At 36.2% G+C, this 26,068-nt stretch carries 27 protein-coding genes and 1 other annotated feature (1 of these 28 cut by a window edge); of the genes, 2 read left to right on the top strand and 25 right to left on the bottom strand.

The window, feature by feature from the left end; all coding sequences use genetic code 11:
* Positions 1-62 precede the first annotated feature (62 nt).
* The 9 genes from EKG35_RS02420 to EKG35_RS02380 all read right to left on the bottom strand — a co-directional run bounded on the left by EKG35_RS02420 (position 63) and on the right by EKG35_RS02380 (position 10,300).
* A complete protein-coding gene (locus tag EKG35_RS02420) occupies positions 63-284 on the bottom strand; it encodes a DUF2642 domain-containing protein (RefSeq protein ID WP_246020137.1) in 222 nt (73 codons plus the stop codon).
* A gap of 60 nt (positions 285-344) precedes the next feature.
* The gene (gene dtd, locus EKG35_RS02415) at positions 345-794 is read right to left on the bottom strand and encodes a D-aminoacyl-tRNA deacylase (RefSeq protein WP_126292721.1); all 450 of its coding nucleotides are present in this window, start codon (positions 792-794) and stop codon (positions 345-347) included.
* Between the two features lie 18 nt (positions 795-812).
* On the bottom strand, positions 813-3,011 hold the full coding sequence (locus EKG35_RS02410) for a RelA/SpoT family protein (RefSeq protein WP_126292720.1): 2,199 nt from the start codon (positions 3,009-3,011) through the stop codon (positions 813-815).
* Between the two features lie 366 nt (positions 3,012-3,377).
* Positions 3,378-3,842 (bottom strand): hypothetical protein, encoded by a 465-nt coding sequence (locus EKG35_RS02405; RefSeq protein ID WP_425462045.1) that lies wholly within the window; start codon positions 3,840-3,842, stop codon positions 3,378-3,380.
* Positions 3,785-4,069 (bottom strand): nuclease-related domain-containing protein, encoded by a 285-nt coding sequence (locus EKG35_RS02400; RefSeq protein WP_126292718.1) that lies wholly within the window; start codon positions 4,067-4,069, stop codon positions 3,785-3,787. Before EKG35_RS02400 ends, EKG35_RS02405 begins: the two co-directional genes overlap by 58 nt.
* 288 nt (positions 4,070-4,357) lie before the next feature.
* Entirely contained in the window at positions 4,358-4,870 is a 513-nt protein-coding gene (locus EKG35_RS02395) for an adenine phosphoribosyltransferase (RefSeq protein WP_126292717.1), read from the bottom strand.
* Between the two features lie 16 nt (positions 4,871-4,886).
* A complete protein-coding gene (gene recJ, locus EKG35_RS02390) occupies positions 4,887-7,217 on the bottom strand; it encodes a single-stranded-DNA-specific exonuclease RecJ (RefSeq protein WP_126292716.1) in 2,331 nt (776 codons plus the stop codon).
* Positions 7,218-7,524: 307 nt separating this feature from the next.
* On the bottom strand, positions 7,525-9,792 hold the full coding sequence (gene secDF / locus EKG35_RS02385; RefSeq protein WP_126292715.1) for a protein translocase subunit SecDF: 2,268 nt from the start codon (positions 9,790-9,792) through the stop codon (positions 7,525-7,527).
* A gap of 190 nt (positions 9,793-9,982) precedes the next feature.
* Positions 9,983-10,300: a post-transcriptional regulator gene (locus tag EKG35_RS02380; RefSeq protein WP_126292714.1), complete on the bottom strand. Its 318-nt coding sequence runs from the start codon at positions 10,298-10,300 to the stop codon at positions 9,983-9,985.
* A 92-nt stretch (positions 10,301-10,392) separates the two neighbouring features.
* Between EKG35_RS02380 and EKG35_RS02375 the strand changes: the two genes are divergently transcribed.
* A complete protein-coding gene (locus EKG35_RS02375) occupies positions 10,393-11,910 on the top strand; it encodes a putative polysaccharide biosynthesis protein (RefSeq protein ID WP_126292713.1) in 1,518 nt (505 codons plus the stop codon).
* Here EKG35_RS02375 and EKG35_RS02370 read toward each other — a convergent pair.
* From EKG35_RS02370 to EKG35_RS02335, 8 genes are all read right to left on the bottom strand, one after another.
* On the bottom strand, positions 11,887-12,531 hold the full coding sequence (locus EKG35_RS02370; RefSeq protein ID WP_126292712.1) for a DUF421 domain-containing protein: 645 nt from the start codon (positions 12,529-12,531) through the stop codon (positions 11,887-11,889). The genes EKG35_RS02375 and EKG35_RS02370 overlap by 24 nt on opposite strands.
* A gap of 248 nt (positions 12,532-12,779) precedes the next feature.
* Complete coding sequence (yajC, locus tag EKG35_RS02365; protein WP_126292711.1) at positions 12,780-13,043, bottom strand: preprotein translocase subunit YajC; 264 nt, start codon at positions 13,041-13,043, stop codon at positions 12,780-12,782.
* Between the two features lie 152 nt (positions 13,044-13,195).
* On the bottom strand, positions 13,196-14,341 hold the full coding sequence (gene tgt, locus EKG35_RS02360; RefSeq protein ID WP_126292710.1) for a tRNA guanosine(34) transglycosylase Tgt: 1,146 nt from the start codon (positions 14,339-14,341) through the stop codon (positions 13,196-13,198).
* A 186-nt stretch (positions 14,342-14,527) separates the two neighbouring features.
* The gene (queA, locus tag EKG35_RS02355) at positions 14,528-15,565 is read right to left on the bottom strand and encodes a tRNA preQ1(34) S-adenosylmethionine ribosyltransferase-isomerase QueA (RefSeq protein WP_126292709.1); all 1,038 of its coding nucleotides are present in this window, start codon (positions 15,563-15,565) and stop codon (positions 14,528-14,530) included.
* Positions 15,566-15,592: 27 nt separating this feature from the next.
* The gene (gene ruvB / locus EKG35_RS02350) at positions 15,593-16,597 is read right to left on the bottom strand and encodes a Holliday junction branch migration DNA helicase RuvB (protein WP_126292708.1); all 1,005 of its coding nucleotides are present in this window, start codon (positions 16,595-16,597) and stop codon (positions 15,593-15,595) included.
* 15 nt (positions 16,598-16,612) lie between these two features.
* On the bottom strand, positions 16,613-17,233 hold the full coding sequence (ruvA, locus tag EKG35_RS02345) for a Holliday junction branch migration protein RuvA (protein WP_126292707.1): 621 nt from the start codon (positions 17,231-17,233) through the stop codon (positions 16,613-16,615).
* A gap of 517 nt (positions 17,234-17,750) precedes the next feature.
* Positions 17,751-18,605, bottom strand: coding sequence for a phosphotransferase (locus EKG35_RS02340; RefSeq protein WP_126292706.1), 855 nt, complete (start codon positions 18,603-18,605; stop codon positions 17,751-17,753).
* Position 18,606: 1 nt separating this feature from the next.
* Positions 18,607-19,833: a LysM peptidoglycan-binding domain-containing protein gene (locus EKG35_RS02335; protein WP_126292705.1), complete on the bottom strand. Its 1,227-nt coding sequence runs from the start codon at positions 19,831-19,833 to the stop codon at positions 18,607-18,609.
* Positions 19,834-19,973: 140 nt separating this feature from the next.
* Here EKG35_RS02335 and EKG35_RS02330 point away from each other — a divergent pair, with 140 nt between their 5' ends.
* Positions 19,974-20,504 carry a transcription repressor NadR gene (locus tag EKG35_RS02330; RefSeq protein ID WP_126292704.1) on the top strand — a complete coding sequence of 177 codons (531 nt, stop codon included), beginning with the start codon at positions 19,974-19,976 and terminating at the stop codon, positions 20,502-20,504.
* Positions 20,505-20,566: 62 nt separating this feature from the next.
* Here the strand turns inward: EKG35_RS02330 and EKG35_RS02325 are convergent, their stop codons facing one another.
* The 8 genes from EKG35_RS02325 to rplU form a co-directional block, all read right to left on the bottom strand.
* Positions 20,567-20,956: a thiol-disulfide oxidoreductase DCC family protein gene (locus EKG35_RS02325; protein ID WP_126292703.1), complete on the bottom strand. Its 390-nt coding sequence runs from the start codon at positions 20,954-20,956 to the stop codon at positions 20,567-20,569.
* 17 nt (positions 20,957-20,973) lie between these two features.
* Positions 20,974-21,846, bottom strand: coding sequence for a prephenate dehydratase (pheA, locus tag EKG35_RS02320; RefSeq protein WP_126292702.1), 873 nt, complete (start codon positions 21,844-21,846; stop codon positions 20,974-20,976).
* Between the two features lie 289 nt (positions 21,847-22,135).
* Entirely contained in the window at positions 22,136-22,591 is a 456-nt protein-coding gene (locus EKG35_RS02315; RefSeq protein ID WP_126292701.1) for an ACT domain-containing protein, read from the bottom strand.
* A 39-nt stretch (positions 22,592-22,630) separates the two neighbouring features.
* On the bottom strand, positions 22,631-23,920 hold the full coding sequence (gene obgE / locus EKG35_RS02310; RefSeq protein ID WP_126292700.1) for a GTPase ObgE: 1,290 nt from the start codon (positions 23,918-23,920) through the stop codon (positions 22,631-22,633).
* Positions 23,921-23,925: 5 nt separating this feature from the next.
* A complete protein-coding gene (locus EKG35_RS02305; protein ID WP_126292699.1) occupies positions 23,926-24,453 on the bottom strand; it encodes a Spo0B domain-containing protein in 528 nt (175 codons plus the stop codon).
* A gap of 545 nt (positions 24,454-24,998) precedes the next feature.
* Positions 24,999-25,298 carry a 50S ribosomal protein L27 gene (rpmA, locus tag EKG35_RS02300; RefSeq protein ID WP_126292698.1) on the bottom strand — a complete coding sequence of 100 codons (300 nt, stop codon included), beginning with the start codon at positions 25,296-25,298 and terminating at the stop codon, positions 24,999-25,001.
* Positions 25,295-25,651, bottom strand: coding sequence for a ribosomal-processing cysteine protease Prp (locus EKG35_RS02295; protein ID WP_126292697.1), 357 nt, complete (start codon positions 25,649-25,651; stop codon positions 25,295-25,297). The genes rpmA and EKG35_RS02295 overlap by 4 nt, the downstream gene beginning before the upstream one ends.
* A gap of 16 nt (positions 25,652-25,667) precedes the next feature.
* On the bottom strand, positions 25,668-25,976 hold the full coding sequence (gene rplU, locus EKG35_RS02290; RefSeq protein ID WP_126292696.1) for a 50S ribosomal protein L21: 309 nt from the start codon (positions 25,974-25,976) through the stop codon (positions 25,668-25,670).
* A gap of 14 nt (positions 25,977-25,990) precedes the next feature.
* Positions 25,991-26,068: a sequence feature (ribosomal protein L21 leader region), on the bottom strand (it continues 1 nt past the right edge of the window).

The raw sequence follows: 26,068 nt of genomic DNA, 5'->3' as shown, positions 1-26,068 counted from the left end.
TAGGAGCAACTCCTTTCGTTTAATCATTTTTCAAAAATACCAGCTCTTTTAATTGCTTTAAATCAAAAATTATTCGGTCCATCCAATGAAAGCCAGATAATTTGTTCTGTATGAATAAAGAATGGAACTTGACCAATTTCTAGCACAATGTATTGAGGCAAAACATGCCTTAGAATTCCCTGCTGTACAATTTTATCAGATGTTTGAACAGTTATTTTCTGTCCTATTAAATTTTTTGCTGTTTCGTTAAAATAAGGACTAATTACTTTATCTAAACGAGCCAATCTTCCACTCCTTTTTCTATATACTGGTTTTATAGTATGGGAGTAAAGAATTGTTTGCTACTACTCTTTAGTTTTAGATTCGACAATTACCGTAACTGGCCCATCATTAATTAGAGAAACATCCATCATTGCTCCAAAAATACCCGTCTCAACTTTTAAACCATATTTCTTTAGCTCTTCATTAAATGCTTCCCATAACGGGCGAGCCTGTTCAGGACGTGCTGCATCTATAAAACTTGGCCTTCTACCCTTTTTTGTTTCTGCATATAAAGTAAATTGTGAAACTGATAAAATATCTCCACCATGGTCAATGATAGAATGATTCATTTTACCAGTCTCATCTTCCCATAATCTTAGCTCTGCAACTTTTTTCGCTGCATATTGTACATCTTCCAGAGTGTCGCTATGAGTTAATCCTACTAATAATACATATCCTTTATCAATTGCACCTGTTACTTCGCCATCGACAGTAACAGATGCTTGTTTACTTCGTTGTATAACTACTCTCATCTTTTACCTCTATTTTGATTAATTTATTACTCGTTGAACGGAATAGATATCAGGTAATTGTTTAATACGTTCCACTACTTTATGCAATCCAGAAATGTTCGAAATCGAGATTGTTAAGTGAATGGTTGCAATTTTATCGTGATCTGCACGACCTGTCACTGCTAAAATATTTGTTTTAGCCTCAGTAACAGCATGCATAACATCATTTAAGATTCCTGGGCGATCAAATGCAGATACTTCTATATCAACCGGATATTCTTTTCTAACCTGCGTCTCGCCATGCTCCCATTCTACTTCTATTAAACGGTCAGCATGCTGCCCATCTTGAATATTCGGACAGTCTCCACGATGGACTGAAACTCCGCGTCCTTTCGTAATAAATCCAACAATTTCATCGCCGGGAACAGGTGTACAGCAACGTGATAATCGAATAAGTAAATTATCAATCCCTTTAACAATAACCCCTGATTCTGTTTTACGTTTTTTTGTTGAAGGGTTTTGCATTTCCTTTACAATTTTTTCAAGCGCTTCTTCCTGCTCGCGTTCTCTTCTTTTCTTTTCTGCTAAACGATTAACAATTTGTTGAGCTGTTATACCACCGACACCAACTGCGGCAAATAAATCCTCTTCATTCGTGTAATTTAATTTATCTAGTACACGCTTCATATTGGCCGGAGAAAGAACTTCTTTACTATCAAAATCTTGAGACTTGATCTCTTTTTCAATGAGCTCTTTGCCTTTTACAACATTTTCCTCACGCAAATGTTTCTTAAAGAATTGTTTAATTTTATGTTTTGCTTGAGAGCTTTGAGCAATTTTCAGCCAATCTCTGCTAGGTCCAAACGATTGTTTAGACGTTAAGATTTCAATAATATCCCCTGTTTTTAAAAGAGTATCTAGAGGAACCATTTTCCCGTTTACTTTAGCTCCGATTGTCCGATTCCCTACCTCTGAATGGACACGATATGCAAAGTCGATTGGCACCGAGCCTGAAGGAAGCTCGATTACATCCCCTTTTGGCGTAAACACATATACCATATCTGAGAATAAATCGAATTTTAAAGATTCCATAAATTCTTCCGCATTGGACGATTCGTTTTGGAACTCTAAAATTTCTCGGAACCAAGTTAATTTTTGGTCGATGCTCTCCTTCTCGTTATTAACGGTTTTCCCTTCCTTATACGCCCAGTGTGCAGCAATCCCGTATTCTGCGATTTGATGCATTTCCTTCGTACGAATTTGCACTTCTAATGGGTCGCCATAAGGTCCAATGACAGTTGTATGCAATGATTGATATAGATTTTGCTTTGGCATCGCTATATAATCTTTAAAACGACCTGGCATCGGTTTCCATAATGTGTGTACAATTCCTAAAACGGCATAGCAATCTTTTATGCTATCTACTAATATACGTACTGCCAGCAAATCATAAATTTCATTGAATTGTTTATTTTGTAAAACCATTTTTCGGTAGATGCTATAAATATGTTTTGGGCGACCATATATTTCAGCATCAATTTCGACATCATGAAGCTGTGACTTTATTTCGTTCATTACGTTTTCTAAATAGGCTTCTCGTTCAACTCGTTTTCTTTTCATCAAGCTGACAATTCGATAATATTGTTGAGGATTTAAATACCGTAATGCTGTATCTTCAAGCTCCCATTTTACTTTCGAAATTCCTAGGCGGTGAGCAAGTGGTGCAAAAATTTCTAATGTTTCATTTGAAATGCGTCGTTGTTTCTCAGCAGATAAGTGCTTCAATGTTCGCATATTATGAAGACGGTCAGCAAGTTTAATTAAAATAACACGGATGTCTTGAGCCATTGCAACAAACATTTTTCGATGATTTTCAGCTTGTTGCTCCTCTTTAGATAAATATTTAATTTTACCTAATTTTGTAACGCCGTCTACAAGCATGGCTACTTCTTCATTAAACTCTCTAACTAAATCGTCCCTTGTAACTGTTGTATCTTCTACAACATCGTGAAGAAAACCAGCAGCTACCGTTTCCGGATCCATTTGAAGTTCAGCTAAAATGCCTGCAACTTGTATAGGATGGATAATATACGGTTCACCTGAGCTGCGAAGCTGTTCTTTATGTGCTTCATTTGCAACTTCGTATGCTTTCTTTACAAAAGCAACATGTTCCTCATTCATATATACTTTGACTTTCGCGAATACATCTTCGGGCGTCAATATTTGCTCTTTCGCCATTAGTTGTCCACCTTGCTAAAAAATTTTCAGATTAGATATATAAACTTAATTGTATAAAAAATGTGTATAAAAAGTAAAGATAAGGCCTTAAATCCTTCATGAAAACCGACAATTTCGAACAATTTTCGAACATTATATGTAATTTACATGTTGAGTGTTGTCCTTTTTGTTCTCATATCCGCCAAATTTTCGGGTTTATCCGCCAATTTTATCAATTTATCCGCCAAATGTCTTTCCGAATTAAATAGCGCCTATTTTTGTTCTTACCCTCATAATGAAAATCTAGCCTTTTTAATATTTTATTGACTGTATCTTCACTCTCAATTAAAAAGAAATCTCGAAATTCTCTATTTGTAATCCACTCATTTAGTAGTAAACGATAATCATGCAACACTTGTAATAATGCTTCCTTTCATTCAACTCCACAAGAACAGATAAATTTGCCCCGTTTGTATTGCATTGTTCTGCCACAAGTACAAATTGCACCTTTTCGAATAGATGGAATTTCAAAACGAGGCTTATAGACACCCGGATAATACAATTTAAGAAGTTTTGCTTTAATAATTCAAAGTGAACATCTGCAATTAAAGGTTTCTTATATTTTAATAATAACTTCTTCACTTCTGTTCGCAAACCAATTGCATGGAAAATAGGAATTTCTCCAGGTATTTTACCAATAACTGTTGTTGGTTCTGCGATGACAACTCCTTTGTGAACAGGAACAGATAATCCTAATTTCCCAACCACTCCTTCAATAAATTCAGCATGGCGTTTTACTTGCTCAATCGGACTTTGGAAGCTTTCAATTTCTCCAGTTTTTTTCTTACGTATAAACTGATGCTTGTCTTCTTCATACCAAATAAAACCTGAAACATTTTTATTTCAATGATAAGGATGAAATATTCACAGGCAAGTAATGTATCAATTTGATGGCCTAAAGTTTCGTAATTATGAAAAAAAAACGTATTTTCTGGCAAATCAATTTCATGCCAGTAGGCGTCAACTCTTAATTCGCCTTTATAGCCTATTTCAGCACGTTTTAGAAGACCTGATATCATATCATTTGTGCTCTACGACTTAATGCTTCCCAATATGGCTATCTTTGATGGCATTAATCGTTCAATTACAACCAAAGGCATCCCCCCCTTTAATTGTACTTAAAAGAGAGGAGATGAAAGAAAATATTGGGTTTTAATGGAATTTCAATTTTTGAAGTGTTTTAGAAGTTTACTAACTAATCCTTACAGAAAACGAATGATCTATACGTAATCACAACCTCGCTAGATATTCATTAAATATAATAAACCTCTTTCAAAACTAATAGCTTTGAAAGAGGTAGATATTTGTTAGTATTCGATTAATGTTTTTACAGGGTACTCGCCAATTTTACCGCGGCCATTTAACTCTTTTAATTCAATGATAAATGCGCAGCCAGCTACAACGCCGCCTAATTTTTCGATTAACTGGATTGTTGCATCCACAGTTCCACCAGTTGCTAATAAATCATCAACGATTAATGCCTTTTGACCAGGTTTAATTGCGTCTTTGTGCATTGTTAATACGTCTTTACCATACTCTAAGCCGTATTCAACACGAACTACCTCACGAGGTAATTTCCCTTCTTTACGTACTGGGGCAAATCCTACTTCAAGAGCATATGCGACTGGACAACCAATAATAAATCCGCGCGCTTCAGGACCAACAATAATCTCTGCTCCTACTTCTTTTGCGAATTTTACGATTTCATCTGCTGCATATTTGAAAGCTGGACCGTTATCCATAATAGTCGTAATATCTTTGAAGCTAATTCCTTCTTTAGGCCAGTTTTCAACCGTTGTTACATATTGCTTTAAATCCATTATCAATTTATCCTCCTTAGGAATACTGATATTCCTTCATTCGTTCATTAAACCATTGTTTCAATTCTAAGTAAGGTGCATACAAGAGCTTCTGCTCGATTTCTAATTGTTCTACACGCTTTTTATAGATTGATGCATCAGTGAGTGCACGTTTTGGTGCATCACTATTTATAGTTGTCAGACCATTTTCTATTTTAACAAATCCTAGTTCAAAAAACACGTTTGTCATAAATTTAATTACTTCAATATTTAATCCTATGTGCTGTGATAGTTGTTGCATATGGTTTTGTAAATGAAATGCCGGCCGTTTCTTTAGAAATGTATAATACCATGCAAAATGTTCTCGAGTAGGCATGCCATTGAAAAATTGCGAATCCTGCGTAAAGAAAACTGCATAAATTCTTTTCGGCTCATATTGCTTAATTACCATTTCTAGCATTTCAACATTTTGAGGCAAATCTAACAGCACGATATAAGGAGACGAATAGTCTGTCCCTTGCTCACCTACTAAATAGATTGGTTCATTTATCATTGCTTTAAAATATTCCACTGTATTTTGTTGGAATGCTAATAATGCACACTGTGTTAACGGTAATGTATTAATCCACCTTTGAACAGGTTTTTTCCCTCTATAATCATATAGCTGCCATTCATCCGTTTGAACATCCGATATCATTATTTGAGGCTTTTTATTTCCTTGCCATTCATTTATTTGTAAATCACCTACAAACGATAATTGTACTCCATAAGTAATCTCATCATGCAAATAGCCCTTATTAAAGCCAATCGCATCGATAGTACCATGAGAATCCTCAAGCTCCAATTTTATATGATTATCAGCTGCGCCAATTTTTCGCATCGAGCGAACTTTAACGTTTTGTAATGCATAAACAGGTTTAGCAAAGCCTGTACCAAAAGGGGCAAGCTTTTTGATTTCTTCAATTGATTCTACTGAAATCTCGCTAATCTCTAATGGCACATCTACTAACAGCTTTGGTTCTAATAAGTCATCTGTTAAACATTGCTCTGCCTGCTCATGAAGACGTTGACGCAGTTCATCCACATATTCCATACCAAAGGTCATTCCCGCTGCCATCGGATGTCCTCCAAAGTGTGGAAGTATATCTCTATTTTTAGCAAGCTCATTATATAAGTGGAATCCTTCAATACTCCGTCCAGAGCCTTTTGCTGTCCCTAAATTTGGATCTAATGATAATACAATTGTCGGTCGATAATACTTTTCTACTAAACGGGACGCAACTATTCCAATAACTCCTGGATTCCATCCCTCTTTGGCAACTACAATGACTAGAGAATTTGAAATTACTGGATCGTTTTCAATCATATCAATCGCTTGTTCTGTAATTGTATTGACGATTTCCTTACGTTCACTATTTTTTTTATTTAATTGTTGTGCACCCTGTATTGCATCACTATCATTTTCACTCATTAAAAAGTGTACCCCAGGATCTGCATCTCCTAATCTACCAATGGCGTTTAATCGCGGAGCAAAATAAAACCCTATGGCATCTTCATCAATTTCATGCTGTTTTATACCCGAAATCTCACATAAAGCACGAATCCAAGGGTTATAGGATGATCGCAATTGTAAAATCCCTTGTTGTACAATGTACCGATTTTCCCCAACAAGTGGTACAAGGTCTGCAACTGTACCAACTGCTGCATATTCAAATAAATGCTCTGGTACTTCACCATATAATGCATGTGCTAATTTAAGGGCAACCCCTACACCTGCCAATTCACCAAAAGGGTAATGTCCTTCTGGCACTCGAGGATGAACAATAACATCTGCAGGAGGCAATTCTTCACCTGCTTCATGATGATCTGTTACGATGACATCCATACCTAGCTCTTTTGCAATACGAATTGGTTCAATTCCGCTAATCCCATTATCGACAGTAATAATTAATTGAACACCATCTTCATATGCCTTCCGAAATAATTCCTCATGAGGACCATAGCCATGTGTGAAGCGATTTGGAATACAAAAATCGACATTAGCTCCTAAGTCTAATAAGACATTCAACATGACCGTCGTACTTGTAATGCCATCCGCGTCATAGTCGCCGTATACTAGAATCTTCTCTCCATTTTCTAAAGCGACCTCAATTCTTTCCACTGCCTCTTTCATCCCGTGCAACAAAAACGGATCATGTAAGTTTTTTTCATTTGTATGTAAAATAGACTTTGCATCTTCAGACGATGTAAAACCCCTTGCAACTAATATTTTGGCAGCAAGTGATGATATATGTAAGTCGTTTTGTAATCGAGCAATATCATTTTCATTTGGTTGCTGAACAATCCATTTCTTTTTTGATTCAATCATTTTTTTCACTTCCTTAACTCTTTTATTATACCGGAATTCTTCATAGACTACTAATCATGAAATAGATTGGTAAACTTTCCTAAAGAAAAGGTTGCCTTTTTGAATTGACTTCATCTTTAAATGTATTTGCGAAGAGTAACGCAGGAGCAAATGTATAATCCACTTTCCACCCAATCAATAAAAAGCTAGCCTAAATAAAGAAAAATCTGCTCATGTCTAAAAATTAGAATGAGCAGATTTTTTTTGCAAGTTGTAAGTGAATCATATATTGAACTGGATTAATAAACAGCTCTTATTATTAGTTTTATTAAACAACTGGCTCGTCAGAACCCCATTGTTTTTTCTCTTTTTTCTCAACAACAGTGCCTTTTTTATCCATTTCACGGCATTTTAATGTATACCAAATTTGTGCCGCAATACAAATAGATGAATACATACCAGTTACTAACCCGATAAGCAATGCTATTGAGAAGTTGCGGATTGCTGGGGCACCAAAGATTAACAGTGCCACAACAACAATAATTACAGTTAATACTGTATTAACAGAACGTGCCATTGTTTGACGAAGCGATTTATTAACAATTTCTGCAAGTTCTTCTTTTGTTGTAACTTGTTCTTTCCGAACAATATTTTCACGGATACGGTCAAATGTAACAATCGTATCATTAATTGAATAACCGACAATTGTTAAAATGGCAGCGATAAACGTAATATCTACTTCTAATCGCAAGAAGCTGAAAATAGCTACCATGAAGAATACGTCATGCAGTAACGATGCAATCGCACCAACACCCATGCGCCATTCAAAGCGGAAGGCAACATAAATAATAATTCCTAGCGCTGCTAATGCTAGAGCATAAATGGCATTTTTCACCAATTCTCGACCTACTGTTGGAGAGACAGTACTAACACTTGGATCTTCACCATAATCCTTCTTAACAGCAGCTTTTAAATCTAATATTTCTTGTTGATTCAAGTCATCCTTGTACGTAATGACTGCTGTATTTTGATCCTCGCCAGAAATAACAATTTTATCTGAAGGGAATCCTATACCTTCTAAATAATCATTCATTTCCTCTTGAGTTGTTTGTTCTTCTGTAAGGATTTCGACACGTGTACCACTTGAGAAGTCAATACCTAAGTTCAATTTAAAGATGCTTATGATTATAATACCAACAATCATAATAGCAACAGACAACGTATAAAACTTTTTACGGTTATGCACGAAATCAAGACGGTCAAAATTCGTTGATAAATCCAATGTTTCCAACTCTTCTGAAGAATCATGGATTTTTGATTTTTTAACACCGTATAAGAATGGACTATTAAAGTATCCGCTCTTTACAAGCAGACCACCTAATACACGCGACAACCAAACAGCTGTCACAAAGCTTAGCAAAATTGTAATGATAAGCGTTGTGGCAAAACCTTTTACAGAGCTTGTACCAAAATAGAATAATACAGCTGCAGCAAGTAATGTTGTTAATTGTGCATCAATAATTGCAGACAACGATTGTTTTGAGCCGAGGTTGTAAGCATCTTTAATAGATTTGCCCACTCGCAATTCTTCTCGAATACGTTCCGCAGTTAAAATATTTGCATCGACTGCCATACCGATACCTAGTACAAGGGCAGCGATACCTGGTAATGTTAGGACAGCATTAATTGCATTAAATACGACTAACACTAAATAAGTAAATACTGAAAGAGTAATAATCGAAATAAAACCTGGAAGTCGATAATAAAATAGCATAAATACAAATATTAAAAGTACCCCTATGATACTTGCAAATACTGTACTTTTTAATGCTTGATCACCAAATTGGGCTCCAACAGATGTTGAATAAATTTCAGTTAATTTTACAGGTAATGCACCTGCATTTAACACACTGGCAAAATCCTTTGTTTCTTGAACTGTAAAGTTTCCGCTAATCATAACATCTGTTGTATTTAATACTTGATTTACAGATGCTGCCGAAACGAATTTTGGTTTTGGTTTTGCTGATTCAGCTTTGTAAGAGTCTACACCTTCTTCAAAATCCAACCATACAACTAAAAGATTTTCTCCAGCGGGCATTTTTGAAATTTTTTCTGTTACTTCGGCAAACTTCGAAGCATCTTTTAATGTAAGTGTAACAATTGGTCGGTTTTGCTGGTCAAATGAAGCTGCAGCTCCACCTTCTACTAAATCTTTACCATCTAGCAATAGGTTGTCATTTACATCACGGAATGTTAAGTTAGCTGTGCTCGATAATAATTCGCGGGCCGATGATTGATCGTCAATCCCAGCTAGCTGTACACGAATTCTATCGTCACCTTCAACTTGAATACTCGGTTCGCTTACACCGAATTGGTTAATACGATTTGAAAGCGCAGTAGTCGTATCCGTCATAACACTCTCTGTGATTTCTTGTCCATCTTCTAAAGGCTCTACTTCATATAAAACTTCAAATCCACCTTGTAAATCCAAGCCGAGATTTACATCTTTTAAAACTTCTTTTACTGTTGTACCCATTGCAGCAAACAGAACAATTGCAATAAGTACAAAAGTAAAGATGCGGCTTTTTAACTTCATCTAAATGTCCTCCTCAAGTTTGTGCGTACCCCGCTTTGTACACACAAAAACGCAAAAGCGTTCTCTTTCAAAAATAATACAAAAGCATAAACTTTTTAATGATTGGAACTAAGTCAAATCATCTATTTCTTATGTAACAAATTCATTATGAGTCACCTTTGTCTAGCTGTCAAACCGAATCATCCAGTAATTATTGTTTTTCCTTCGAAAAATTAGGTTCTAATAGCATGCGTAATTCATCTTGAGTTATATCATTAAACCAATTTGTTGTTTGAAACTGTTGAATTTGAAAATAGCTTACTATTTCTGACGGTTTTATGGAATAAATAGTTTCTACAATTTCAAACAAGCGAAGTTCTTCAATTCTTTTTTTTCTCCACTTTTTTTGAATGCAAAAATTCCATATCTCTTCTGTAGTCATTCCATCATATTCATAATAATTTATTTCATCTAATTTGCTTTGTAATACTGGTAAAACTTTATTGTATAGCTGTTCGTACTGAATCATTACAATCACCCCAACCAGTAGTTTTAACTAGCAAAGTCCAAGCATACAAATATTGTATCTGATATTTTTGGAAATGAGAAGGGATTGAATGAATGGGATCATTTGTTAAAGGAACTATTTTTTTAACGTTTGTTATTTTCTTGTCGAAGTTGTTTGGCTTCATATATAGAATTCAGTTTATGAGGATTGCAGGGGAAGAAGCAGTCGGGATATATATGACGTCATACCCCGCTTTTGTTTTTTTCATTTCAGTACTACAACTAGGCATCCCTATTGCGGTTGCTAAAATTGTAGCCGAACTACATGCTAAAAGAAGAGATGGACAATTAAAGTCTGTTATGCAAACTGCTACACGATGGTCCATCCTATCAATCATTATTTTCACACCATTACTTTATTACTTTATTCCATATTTGGCGGGCACCCTTTTACATAATGAAGCAACAAAGTTTACGCTCTACATCGCTTTAGGTGCTGTACCAATTGTCGTATTCTCTGGACTTTTTAGAGGGTATCTACAAGGAATTGCTGTCATTTCAGCAACTGCTTGGTCCCAAATGTTGGAACAAGTTATACGTATAGTCCTAATCACATTTTTATTGCCATTTTTCGCAACACCAGATAATCCTGCTGCAACAGCTGGATATGCGATGGCTATTACAGCTATTGGAGAGCTCTTCTCATTTATCTATTTATATATTCACTACAACATTAAGAAAAAAAGGCCTAGACAATCAGACCCTAAAAAAGCTTATCCAGCAATGCCTTTATTGCGTATAGCAGTTCCTTCTGCCGGCAGTAGACTATTTGGAACATTCACTTGGTTTTTAGAACCAATTGTCTTTTTAAAAGCTCTTACAGTAGCAGGTGTTACCGCAGCAGGTGCAACGACTTTGTACGGAATTATTTCAGGTGTTCACATACCATTACTGTTATTCCCATCTTTTATTCCGAATGCACTTGCAATTGTTCTCATCCCTGCTGTTAGTGATGCGGTTGCAAGAAACAATCATCATTTATTAAACGAACGGATTGGTATTTCCTTGCGCTTATCATCATTAATTGGCTGTTATGCAGCTACTTATTTTTTCCTGCATGGAGACGAATTGGCAATGAGACTTTTCCATCTAGAAGAAAATAGAGGATTTATGCGAATACTTGCACCGATTTTTTATTTTTATTATATTCAGAGCCCGCTTCATTCTATTTTGCAAGCAGTTGACGAAGCCCGCCCTGCTATGATGAACTCTATTTATGGCGGACTCGGCAAGTTATTTATTATGTTTGTACTAGCCTCGCAGCCATTTATTCAAGAACGAGGTGCCATTATTGCAATAGGATTTGGTGTTTTAGTTACATCATTTTTACATATTGCAACACTTCGAGGACATAAGATGATCAGCGCAGGCTTCCGCTTTTTTGCTATTCCGTACGGTATATTCATTCTCACATGCATCATTCAAACATTTATTTTACCGATATTATCGTTTGATTTTTGGACAAATAGTGTCATCACATTAATCATTCTAACTGTGCTGTTAATTTTAACAAACCAATTTAAATGGAGTGATTTTAATTATTTACGATCAATTCTTTCTCGTCGAGTTTAATTGTACATGAAATTCGTTATTCTCATAGCAACAATAAAAAATATCTTTAATATTTCCATAACCTTCTCGACTTAAATTTTGGATAAGCCAATCCCTGTCCTGCTGTATTAGCTCTAAATGTTTATCGACAATAAAGCCGTCAACAACTAGCGGTAAAATAAGTGGATCTTCATTCTTTAAAAAAATCGATAATTTTCCGGAAGGTTCTAGAAAAGCGTATGCGATATTTTGTATCGAGGGAATTCTTTCTTCACGCATTTGTTGAAACAAGTCATCTAAATTGTACCTTTGCTTTTTCATTTCCTCCTGATTGATGACGCCATCACGAACAATGATAGAAGGATCCCCATCGATTACATCACGGATACGCTTATTTTTTAAAGTTATGAGTGAATTTAAATATTGTATCGCAAATAAGATGATAATCGGTAAAATGCTTTCGAAAATTGGTTTATCTATACCCTCTAATGCAAATGCAACACACTCTGCGATTAAAACAAATATAACTAAGTCCATAATACTTAATTCGCCCACTTCTCTCTTACCCATAAGGCGAAAGACAATTAAGATAAATATATATAAAAATACTGTTCTAAAAAGGAGTTCCAAATATACTTCCATTGTACACATCCTCTCTTCAAACATTGTAGGCACTTCAATTCATTACTATTCAATAAAATAAGAAAAGGGTAAAATCTCATTGTTTCTTAACTAGAATCGATGTCACTTTTAACTTTGGGGTTAATCTCATTTTAAGGTGCTGTAGCTTCTAGCCACTTCTTAAGGGAGGTTTATACTGCCCTATATACAATAAAAAGCTTACTAATTCGGAGCATGTCCAAATTAGTAAGCTTTTTGAATTTCAAATATTAATCTGTAATTACCCGTCCGATTGCTTGACGCTCAAATTTTAAACGTGTATTTCCATCAACAATAATAACAACTGCTGAATCCTCAATAGCGTCTACCTGGCCGTGAAGACCACCAATCGTTACAACCTTATCCCCGCGCTTTAAGCTGCTCTGCATTTGTGCAGTTGCTTTTTGCCTTTTTTGTGCTGGACGGATTAAAATAAACCACATTGCAACGAACATAACAAGTATTGGTAATAAACCTAATAATGAATCTCCCATATATAGACCTCCTTTCAAAAATCTCACTTATTAAGTATAGTATAAAACGAGTAGAAAAAGCGATTTGAAACTATCATTTTTATGAAAATAATCATATTTTTTTCAAAAATACTAAAATTTTAAGCATTTTTATTTATCCATGATATGAAGTTTTAGAAATTTTTGGCATTCGGTTTATTAAACCCGTATTTTTCGAAAAATTCTTCACGGAAGTCTCCAAGTCGATCTTCTCGAATAGCTTGTCTAACTTGTTCCATTAAATTTAATAAGAAATGTAAATTATGATACGTTGTTAAACGAAGTCCAAATGTTTCTTCAGTTCGGAAAAGGTGGCGCACATATGCACGAGTATAGTTTTTACAAGTATAGCAATCACAATTCGGGTCAAGCGGTCCAAAATCACGTGCATATTTTGCATTTTTTATCACTATACGGCCTTCTGATGTCATTAATGTTCCGTTACGTGCTATACGAGTAGGTAATACACAGTCAAACATATCGATGCCGCGAATTGCCCCATCGATTAATGAATCGGGTGACCCTACCCCCATTAAATATCTTGGTTTATTTTCAGGCAGCAATGGAGTCGTATATTCAAGCATACGATTCATAATATCCTTTGGCTCCCCAACTGAAAGTCCGCCGACTGCATATCCTGGTAAATCAAGTTCAACTAAAGCCTCGGCTGATCGTTTACGCAACTCTTCATATTCTCCACCTTGAACAATACCGAATAGAGCTTGATCCTCTGGTCGTTTATGCGCTTCTTTACAACGCTTTGCCCAGCGTGTTGTACGATCTACAGAATCCAGCATATATTCGTACGTTGCAGGATATGGTGGACATTCATCAAAGGCCATCATAATATCTGAGCCTAAATCATTTTGAATTTCCATCGCCTTTTCTGGACTTAAGAATAGTTTATCTCCATTTAAATGATTGCGGAAATGAACTCCTTCTTCTTTAATTTTACGAAAATCACTTAATGAAAATACTTGAAATCCCCCAGAATCAGTTAAAATTGGACGGTCCCAGTTCATAAACTTATGAAGACCTCCAGCTTCTTTAATGATATCGTTGCCAGGACGAAGCCATAAATGATAAGTGTTCGATAAAATAATACCCGCATTCATTTCTTTTAATTCTTCTGGTGACATTGTTTTTACAGTTGCTTGAGTACCTACAGGCATAAATGCCGGCGTCTCAAAAGAACCATGTGGTGTATGAACAATTCCAAGTCTTGCACCTGTTTGCTTACAAGTTTTAATTAATTCATAAGTTACTGCTGGTTTTGTCATGTTTGATTTATTTCCTCTCTCTAAGAAAAGTGCAAGAGTCCTCATAGCCCTTGAGCTGCTTAAAATCTCCGAGGACAAGTGGCTATTTTTACCTTCGTGGCAAGCATACTCGACTTTAGGCCACAATGCATGTGCTGCACTCTTCAAAAAATTAATAGTTGGTTTAAGTAAAAAGCAACTTTATCCTTATCGAATTGGGCGAATAAACATAGCATCTCCAAAGCTAAAGAAGCGATATTTTTCTTCCACTGCTATATTATACGCATTTAATATAATTTCTCTAGAAGTTAGCGCACTAACTAACATAACTAATGTTGATTTAGGTAGATGGAAGTTCGTTATTAACCCATCGATTGCTTTATATTCAAAGCCTGGGTAAATAAAGATGTTTGTCCACCCTTGCTCAGCTCGAATTTCACCATCATATTTATGGGCAATTGTTTCAAGCGTACGTGTTGATGTTGTACCAACTGCAATAACTTTTCCACCGTTTGCTTTTATACGGTTAATTGTTTGTGCAGCTTCTTCAGTTACACTATAAAATTCTGAATGCATATCATGGTTTTCAATCGAATCAACACTTACTGGGCGAAACGTTCCAAGTCCAACATGTAGTGTAATAAAGACAATTTCTACACCTTTTGCCTTAATTTCATCTAATAATTCGTTAGTAAAATGCAGGCCTGCTGTTGGTGCGGCAGCTGAACCAATTTCTTTTGAATAAACCGTTTGATAACGTTCACGATTATCTAATTTTTCATGTATATAAGGAGGTAATGGCATTTCCCCTAATTTGTCCAAAATTTCGTAAAAAATACCATCATAGCTGAATTTAAACATTCTACCGCCATGATCTAATTCACCTGTACAGGTTGCTTTAAGCAAGCCGTCACCGAATGTAATTACCGTGCCAACTTTAACTCGTTTTGCAGGCTTTACAAGTGTCTCCCACTCATCATCACTACCCTGCTTTAATAATAAAAGCTCTATATGGGCACCTGTTTCTTCCTTTTCACCAAATAATCGTGCTGGCATTACACGAGTATCGTTTAAAACGAGGCAATCCCCTTCATGCAACTCTTCTACAATATGTTTAAATAGACTATGCTCCACTTCACCTGTTTTTCGATCTACAATCATCAACCGACTTGCAGTACGATCCTCTAGTGGTGTTTGTGCAATTAATTCTTCTGGTAAATGGAAATCAAAATCTTCTACTTTCATTTTAAATACTTCCTTTTTCTAGCTTTTTTAAGGTTGTTCTGGATAAGTATAACCAAAATGATCATATGCTAATTTGGTTGCAACTCGTCCTCTTGGCGTTCGCTGTATAAAACCAATTTGCATTAAATATGGTTCATATACATCTTCAATTGTAACCCGTTCTTCCCCAATTGAAGCAGCCAATGTATCAAGCCCAACAGGTCCGCCACGGAATCCATCAATCATGCTAATCATTAACTTACGATCGATATGATCAAGTCCTAGTGGGTCCACCTGCAATAATTCCAGCGCTTGTTTTGCAAGTGTATAGGAAATCGAACCATCCCCTATAACCTGCGCATAATCCCTTACTCGTTTTAGCAAACGATTGGCAATTCGAGGCGTCCCCCTTGAGCGTCTTGCAATTTCCCGTGCTGCAGCTCGTTCGATATCAACATTAAATAAATGGCTGCTGCGTAATACAATTTCAATTAAGGACGCTTCATCGTAATAATCCAGGCGCAGTAACACACCAAAGCGATCCCTTAAAGGCGCAGATAAAGAACCGGCTTTTGTTGTTGCGCCCACTAATGTGAATGGCGGTAATTCAAGTCGAATTGAACGTGCTTCAGGACCTTTTCCCACTACAATATCAAGGCAAAAGTCCTCCATCGCAGGATACAATACCTCTTCTATTGCTCGTGGAAGACGATGAATTTCATCAATAAACAACACGTCACCCGGTTGAAGAGAGCTTACAATTGCAGCTAGATCACCAGACCGTTCAATAGCTGGGCCACTCGTTAATCGAATATTTACATCCATTTCATTTGCAATAACTGAAGCAAGTGTAGTTTTCCCTAATCCAGGAGGACCGTAAAGTAAACAATGATCAAGGCTTTCCTGGCGAAGTTTCGCTGCTTCGATAAAAATAGTTAAGTTATCCTTAACTTTTTGTTGACCAATATATTGCGACAACCTTTGAGGTCGGAGTGAAAGTTCAAGTTGTTCCTCAAATTCATTTGCTTCACTCGAAATGATTCTTTCTGTCATCATCACTCACCCCTCTTACTTTAAATTTAACAATAGCTGTAATGCATGTTTCATATAGCCTTCTGTTGTTGTAAGCTGTTCATTTTCCTCTAGGCTCGGTTTAATTTTCGCTAACTCCTTCTCGGAATAACCAAGCGCCGTTAGTGCAAGCATCGCTTCTTCTAATTCGTGCTTATTAGGATTTATACCAAACAGTGGCAACTCATCTTCCAAACTCGGCAATTCAACTTTCTCAAGTAAAGCCCCCAGTTTCCCTTTCAAATCTAAAATCATTTGTCGTGCAGTTTTTTTACCTACTCCTGGGAATTTAACTAAAAAGGCTTCATCTTCTAATTCAATTGCTTGTATCACTTGGGATGGATTCCCGCTCGCTAAAATTGCCAACGCTCCTTTTGGACCAATGCCGGATACAAGAATTAATTTTCGAAAAAGCTCACGTTCATCAAGCGATCGAAACCCGAATAACATTTGAGCATCTTCACGAACATGCATATGTACAAATATTTGTTGAAGCTCCTCTTTTAGACGAAAAGCAAAAGGATTAGGCGAGTAGATTTGCCATCCAATTCCTTGTTGCTCTAGTACTATATATTCTGGTGTAATTCTAGTAATTTGACCAATTATGTAATCATACATCTAAATCCCTCGCATTCACTGTTTAAAATTATAGCATACTGTTCGCGTTTAACCCGAACAAAATATCTTCTTTATAAAGAGCAAGTCCCATTTAGCTGCACGTTGGCTAACATGCCATCCCATGCACAGACGAAAAGAGTGGCTTAAAGCAAATGATTAATACTTTCTTATTCAAAGATCAAATCGCTAATACATTAAAAATTCATGCGAAATTTTTCTATCAGTTATTTACTTTATGTTGGTTCAAAAAATACTAGAAAAAAGAAGCACAATTGTACTGCAAGAGGGCATTAATTAAAGCGTGTAACAACTCTGTACAACGCAAGTAAGCCTCGTAGTGTTGGAGAACGAGAATATTACCTCCGTACGACATCATGACTCGTTAGATCCCTAATTCCTACTACACAAAAAAATTTCTCTATCTTATTCTACAAAAGAAAGACCGTCCTTTTTAGACGGCCATTTAAATTCTCTATTTAATAGATTTTTATTAATTCTAACATAATTTATCTTGTTATTAATCTTTCCTTTGTAAAATTTCAATTTCATTAATCAAATCAGGCCAATGCCTTAATGCTTTTTCAGTAAATGGCATTAAATAGTCTAAAAAAGCCTCTTTATCATAATCACCTAGTTGTAAAACATATAGCCATTCTCGCAGTAATTCATTTGGATATTGAAGATAATAAATTTTTTGCAAACAAAGATCGTATAAAAATGGATGCTCATTTAATAAACTTTTTAAATCATAATTAATTGTTGGCAATGCTCGGTGCATCCATAAAATCATTTCTTCAGCAGAATCCCCTACAACTGCTAAATCAAAATCTATCAACTTCATGGTTTTATCTTCACAAACTAAAAAATTATGATGAACAACATCACCATGAAGTAGTGTCAATTTACCACTTACTTTTTGTTTTTGCCTACGCATTTGTTTTAATACTTTACTCGCAAAGAGTGTAATATCATAATATGCGTGATGTAAAAACGGGCGTAATTCTTCCTCATTCAATATAAACTTTTCAAGGCGGGCATTCCATTTATGAAATAGATTTTGTTTTGGTATGACAAGATGACTTTTCCAGTCTATCTTGTCGCCTGTCTCATGCAATGATTTTAAAATTTTTAAAGCTTGCTTCCGTTGATTTATATTTGAGAAGTCTGCACTCATGCTGTTTGGCTGCCAAAGTTGAACAAGTAAATCGGGTTCCCTGCTTTTTTTCAAGGGAATAACATATGGAAACTTGATTGCTTCTAACTGCTGATGAATTAATTTTACTTTTTGAGCTACAGAGGAATTTTCATATTTTTTTATAAATAAAGTGCCTTTTGATGTCTCATGCTTCCATATATTGTTCTTTATTTGCATTTTAATAATTCCAAGGTGTGTAATGTGATGAATATGGATTCATATAAGGCTTATGGCAGTTTGGATACATAAATTGCTGCTGTGGCATCATGTAAGGCATCACTTGTTGCGGCATTACTTGCTGCATATCATAATTGCCATAGTAAGCATGAGACGGCTGAACTCCATGATCATAATTGTACATATCTTGATTATAATCTGATACGCCAGCTACATTTGTATCTTTATCACAATCTTTATCGTCTGTATCATCTTCATACTGCTCTGACATTACGTATTGAGCTAAATCTTCATTTTGATTTGAGCTCATGGAAGAAGAATCTACTAACCAATCAGGTAATCCTTCATCTTCTGGATAATTAGTATCCATTACTGGTGAAATATCATAATTCGGTTCAAAATACGGCATATTATAAGACATAACTTGTTGAGGTGCGTAGCCGCCTTGACATCCACAGTCATAACTCATATGCTGCGGTTCATAACAACCACATGGTGATGGGTGATGATAAATCGGTTGTTCCTTACATCCACATGGTTTTGGATGATGAAAATGTTGTTCTTTGCATCCGCATGGCATTGGGTGATGATATTGCGGTTGTGGATGTGGAATATATGGTACGTATACAATATGCGGCTGTGGAATAGGCACATATTCTACTTCTTTTTCCACTTCTTTTTCAACTACTTGTTGTACTTGTTGGACCTGAGGCTGCGGCATTGGCATTGGCATTGGTTGCGGCATCTCTATAAATATTGGCTGTGGCTGCGGCATTGGCATCGGCTGTGGTTGTGGCGCTGGCACTGCATGTGGTTGTTGGAAATGCATTTGTGGTGCAAAATCAAAATGGAATTGCGGCGTTAAATCTAGTTGTGGCATTGGTACAGGTTCTGGCATTGGTTTTGGCATTGGCGCTGTTTCTACAACTTTAGGAATTTCTTTTACTGGTTTAGGTTGTTCCTTTGTCATGATTTCTTTAGGAGCTGTTTCAACAGCTTTAGATGTAATAGGCGCAGTCTGTTGTTCTTTTGTCATTCCTGCCTTTGATCCCGGATTTTCAGGAGCATTCGCCGTCTCAGGTAAGACGATTTCCATTCCCGGAACAATATAATCAGGGTTTGCTAAATGAGCATTTAAACGTTTTAATTCATCTAAACCTATCCCATAATGTTTCGCTATTCTCCAGAGCGTTTCACCTTTTTGAACAATATGAATTCGCACAAACATCCTCCTTTTCTCGTTTTATAATATGTGACTCATAGGAAAAGGACACAAAAAAATACAACGTTTTATTTAGTTCCTCGTGATAAACTATGTATGATGGAGTATTGTATATACATGAAATTTAATAAGAATGAGGTGTCACAATGAAAAAAATGTTGGGAGAAGAAAGGCGCCAGGAGCTATTAACAATATTAAAAAATTCTAATGGTCCAATTACTGGCACGGATTTAGCAAAGCATGCAAACGTCTCTAGACAAGTAATTGTAAATGACATGAATTTATTAAAAGCTAAAAATGAGCCCATTATGGCAACTAGTCAAGGATATCTATATTTAAAGATGGATGAAAGTATCGAAACATTTGAAAGAAAAATTGTTTGTTTACATACAGCTGAACAAGCAGAAGACGAAATGCTAACAATTGTCGACTGCGGTGTAACAATTAAAAATGTTATTGTTGAACATCCTGTTTATGGGGAAATTACTGCCTCTATGATGTTATCAAATCGAATGGACGTAAATAATTTTCTTGCTCGTGTAAAAGAGACAAGGGCAAACTATTTGTCTAATTTAACTAATGGAACACATTTACACGTTATTTCGGCACCTTCCAGTGAACAACTTGATCGCTGTGAACAAATGCTACGACAAAAGGGTTATTTGATTGAGGGATGAATTTGAAGGGGGCATTCCACTTTTACCATTTCGGTAAAGAGTTTCGGAAGGCCCCCTCATTTTCATGACAAAAAGCGATCTAAGTCTTCTTTTTTAGGAATGATACAAGCATTTTTCTTCCCTAGCAAATATCTCTTCTTTGCAACAAAATTATAAGCAATATCACGAATAGGAGCTGGGATGATGATGAAAAAGTAAAACATCTTCCATAATCGATCAAGGTTTTTACAAATACGCAGAACTGCAGTTGATTTTGTAAAATACCTATTCCCTTCAATGAGAATAACACTATCAACTGTTTTTGGTATATCATAGTTCATAAATAATTCCTGGCCGATTTCACTTTGAATAGATGCAAATTTAAAATGTTTTTGACGATCCCGTTTTAGTATAAATAAAACAGTTTGATCGCAGAAATTACACTCACCATCGAATAAAATGATATGACTCAAATTGCATCCTCCATTTCTCACTCTGGTGTTAAATATGTATAATATGTTCCGAGCGATTTTACTGTGCAGCCAAGTGAAGCTAATTCCTCTAGCGCCCCTTTCATCATTGACTCATTTTCATCAGCAACTATATCAATGATAAAGAAATAATGTCCTAATCCAGTCTTTAATGGCCGTGATTCAATTTTACTTAAGTTCAATTTACGCCATGCAAAAACAGATAGGACTTGATGCAATGTCCCAGATTCATCTGTTGGCAAAGTTAGCATAAAGGTTGTTTTAGAGTTACCTTGTGAATTTTCTATAGGAAGACGTATATTTTGCTTTGATAAAACAAAAAAGCGAGTATGGTTAAAATGAAAATCATGGATATTATGCTCTACAATTTCCAACCCGTACTTTTCTGCTGATGACGTATTTCCAATCGCAGCGATACAACGATCCGGATTATCTGCTACAAGCTTTGCAGCAGCTGCTGTTGAGGAATACTGGTGCAAAGTGACGCCGCTAAAACGATAAAATAAATATTTATGACACTGTGCTAAAGCATGAGGATGAGAATAAATCCCCTCAACATTTTGCCAATTGTTTCGTTGTGCTTTATTTACCATTAAATGTTGTTGAATTTTTGATAAAACTTCACCAACTACAAATAAATTGGCTTCATGATACAAATAATCGACAGTAAGAGGCACTGATCCTTCCAAGGCATTCTCAACAGGTACAACTGCAAAGTCTACTGCGTCTTTAGATACCGCTTCAATACATTCTGGAATTGTCGTATATGGTATAAGCCTCTCATGAGGAAAAAGACCTTTTGTCGCTAAATATGTAAAGGAAGCTTCGGGTCCTAGATAAGCAATCCGTCTCTCCCATTGTTCATTTTTCACTTTTAAATGCCCCCTAAATTTTCAAATAAATTAAATTTTCAATCAGTTTTAGTTGAAAAAGAGAGAGCAATAAATATTTTTGCTCTCTTTCAAATGTATTTTTTTGTAGGTAGCGGCTGCTCCTTCGATGAGTTGATGGATGTTTTAAAACCCTCTTCGATTTACATAGATGTACAATTCATTGTCGCCATTGCTTTAATTTTTTCCGTCAATATCACATTGACAGGAATAGGATAAGACAGGGCGTTTTGATCTGCACAAGCGTAAATGTACGGCCTTCAATTTACTACTATAATGCGCCGGAACTTATAACTTCCGCTGACTCTACAAATTCTAGCCTCTTTAATTGTTGCAGCAGTTCATCCAACTCTATTTCCATACTTGTTACATCTAACGAAAGCGTGACATTTGCCCGCCCTTGAATCGGGATTGTTTGATGGATCGTTAGAACGTTGCAATGTGCTACAGTAATTATTTCTAGAAGTTTTGCTAATGTACCTTTTTCATCCTGCAGCTGTATAAAAATCGTTAAGATTCTTTCTCTGACGATGGAGTGAAAAGGAAAAACAGCATCACGATATTTATAAAAAGCACTCCGCGATAAATCCACTTCCTTTACTGCATCCCAAATAGATGATACAGCACCACTTTGCAAAAGATGTTTTGCTTCTAATGTTTTTTGCATCGCATCTGTTAGTACGTCTTCACGGACTAGATAATACCGTTGATTCGCAACGTTTTTCATACTCTCCCCCCAAAATCAGCAATAAGTTAATATATATGGTTATTCAACAAATTCAAATTCAAATTCAAGTAAACGAACGATATCCCCATCAGTCGCCCCGCGCTCACGTAATGCATCATCAACACCCATTGCGCGCAACTGGCGGGCAAAACGGCGGATACCATCCTCACGACTGAAATCAGTCATTTTAAATAGACGTTCAATAGAATATCCTGAAATTACATATGCTCCATCATCATCTCGAGTAATTTCGAAGTCTTCACCTTTTTTCTCATGCTTGTAAAGAACTGTTGTATCGCTATCTTCTGCTACTACTTCATGCAACTCGAAATGAGGCGTTACTTCAAGTAAATCAGCTATTTCAAATAAAACTGGTTTTAAGCCCTGGCGTGATATCGCTGAGACTGGAAATACTTTTACAGTATCCCCCACTTTTTCCTTAAACACTTTTAAGTTCTCTTCAGCTTCAGGCATATCCATTTTATTTGCAACAACGATTTGCGGTCTTTCCGTTAGGCGTAAATTATATTGTTTTAATTCTTCATTTATTGTTACATAGTCTTCATAAGGATCGCGGCCTTCCATACCGGACATATCGATTACGTGTACAATAACTCTAGTACGTTCAATATGACGAAGGAATTGCATCCCAAGTCCGACACCTTGATGGGCACCTTCAATTAGGCCAGGTAAATCCGCCATTGCAAAGCTTCTACCATCTTCTGTTTCAACCATTCCTAAATTAGGGACAATCGTTGTAAAATGATATGCACCAATTTTTGGTTTTGCTGCTGACACGACAGATAGTAAAGTTGATTTACCAACGCTTGGAAAGCCTACTAAACCTACGTCGGCTAAAACTTTTAATTCTAATATAACATTTAATTCCTGCCCTGGCTCCCCTTTTTCTGCAAGTTCTGGAGCAGGATTTGCAGGAGTAGCAAAACGAGTATTTCCTCGACCACCTCGGCCACCTCGAGCAATAACAGCTTTTTGTCCGTGTTCTACTAAGTCTGCAATGACTGCGCCTGTTTCTTCATTCATAACAACCGTACCAGGAGGAACTTTTACGATTAAATCAGCCGAATTTCTTCCGTGCATCCCTTTACTCATCCCATGCTCGCCGCGTTCAGCTTTAAAATGGCGTTTGTAGCGGAAATCCATTAAGGTACGCAAGCCCTCTTCTACTTCAAATACAACATTCCCTCCATGACCACCATCTCCGCCAGCTGGTCCTCCATTAGGTACATATTTTTCTCGACGAAAGGCGACCATACCATCTCCGCCATCGCCACCTTTCACATAAATCTTAACGTGATCGACAAACATTACTTTCACTCCTGTTCTAAGCTTAAAACATATTTCCAAGAAACACCTGTTTGCTCATATGTTTTAACTGTTAAATTGGTTAATTCTTGATGACTAAATAAATGTTCTTCCCAATTTCCTTTTAAATCAAAAATCAAATTAAAACCATTTTCATCAGAATCAATTTTTATGAATAATTGTTGCTCAGTATATGGATCTAAACGATCGTAGACATGAATAACTGTCTTTTCTAAGTATTCTACAATTTGCTCATCTTTTTTCATGTCAACTGGAACTGTTACATTACTTTTAAGTATTAATTCAAAAGCTGGGTATCTCCAATGTAGAGTTTGCAGCCACTCGACTGTTTTCGGCAGTTGTAATAAATTGAGATTCGAAATAGTTTTACACTGCTCTGAAGCTCTTTCAATAATTAATTTTGCTTCTTCTACATTGCCCAAATCTAAATTCATTTTAATTAGTTGAAGTTGATTCATAAAATCATGATTGGCAAATCTTATAATTTCATTAACCGAAAGTGCTAGAGTTTTCATGTGGATCCTCCAATCAAAACTAAACAATTATAGTACTGATATGAATTTTAGTATAACAAGTTTTACTAGATTTTTCCCCTATCACTTATATTTAGTTAATTCAATTACACCTTCCAAACCAGCGGATGGATTTCATATTCGTATTGGGTCAGCAAAAAATCAGTTGACGCATGGGTCCAACAAATTTTGTCTAACTTCTTACATTCTCATTCGAAATCACATTTCTCGCTGGTGGCATTATCTTCATTCTTTCCTGAGTGAAGGTAAATACTATAAGAAAATTCCAGTTATTCATAAAAAAAATCAAAAGCTCCCTTTAGCTCCGCCTTGCAAAAAACGTAGCACCCACATGTTTAGAACAGATTGCCCCACTTTCGTGAACTTCAAGCTATTAGTTCTTTAGCTAAAATCACCATTGTATTTTCAATCGGGATACAGAGCAAGTCGAAATATAGTTTTGGTACAAGATTTTATTTAAAAATTTTATACTTTCTAATTCATTAAAAAAGGACTGCTGACTAGCAGTCCTTAAATTTTGTATAAAATTAAGCTTCTTGAGCTACTGGGTAAACACTTACTTTTTTCTTGTCGCGACCTAAACGTTCGAATTTTACAACGCCGTCAACTTTAGCGAAAAGTGTGTCATCACCACCACGGCCTACATTTGTTCCTGGGTAAATTTTTGTACCGCGTTGACGGTAAAGAATTGAACCACCAGTTACGAATTGACCATCAGCACGTTTAGCACCAAGGCGTTTTGCTTCAGAGTCACGTCCGTTCTTTGTAGAACCTACTCCTTTTTTCGAAGCGAAAAATTGAAGGTCTAAAGTTAATAACAATTTCATTTCGTTCCACCTCCTACTAAGTTGTAGTTGATTTGAATGTATTGACCATAGCTTTGAACCATCGAGTAAACTTGAGCAGTCATCACTTGGACAATAAGCTGTAATTTTGCATCGACTTCCGCGTCAATATCAGTAGGAAGATCTACTCGTAAGTAGCCTCCTTCTTCTGCTGCTTGTTCAATTTTAGGTTCGATTTGCAATAGTGCATAAATGGCATTAACAGTACCAAAGGCAATAGTTGATGCACCAGCACATACTAAATCTTTTCCTGTTTGATCATAGCCAGCATGACCTGTAAACTCAAATGCAGACACATGTCTATTTTCATCGTGGTGAATCGTAACAGTAATCATTCCATTCACCTCGTTCTTAAGCGTTGATAGATTCAACAACTAATTTTGTGTAAGGTTGACGATGACCTTGTTTACGACGGTAGTTTTTCTTCGCTTTGTATTTGAAAACAGTGATTTTTTTAGCACGACCTTCTTTAACAACTTTAGCTGTTACAGTAGCGCCTTCTACAGTAGGGGCACCTACTTTTACTGTTTCTCCACCTACGAATAAAACTTTATCAAAAGTTACTACTTCGTCAGCTTGAATACCTAATTTTTCAACATAGATTTCTTGTCCAGCTTCTACTTTGATTTGTTTCCCACCAGTTTCGATAATTGCGTACATTTACCTGCACCTCCTCTTAGACTCAGACTCGCCTGTTATGAAAGGTGATCTTAAAGATGCTTAAAAACCTTCCCAGAGCGGTTGTAGCACGG

This window comes from Lysinibacillus telephonicus (assembly GCF_003966145.1).
GTDB lineage: Bacteria > Bacillota > Bacilli > Bacillales_A > Planococcaceae > Ureibacillus > Ureibacillus telephonicus.
This window is presented reverse-complemented; position numbering and strand designations above follow the sequence as displayed.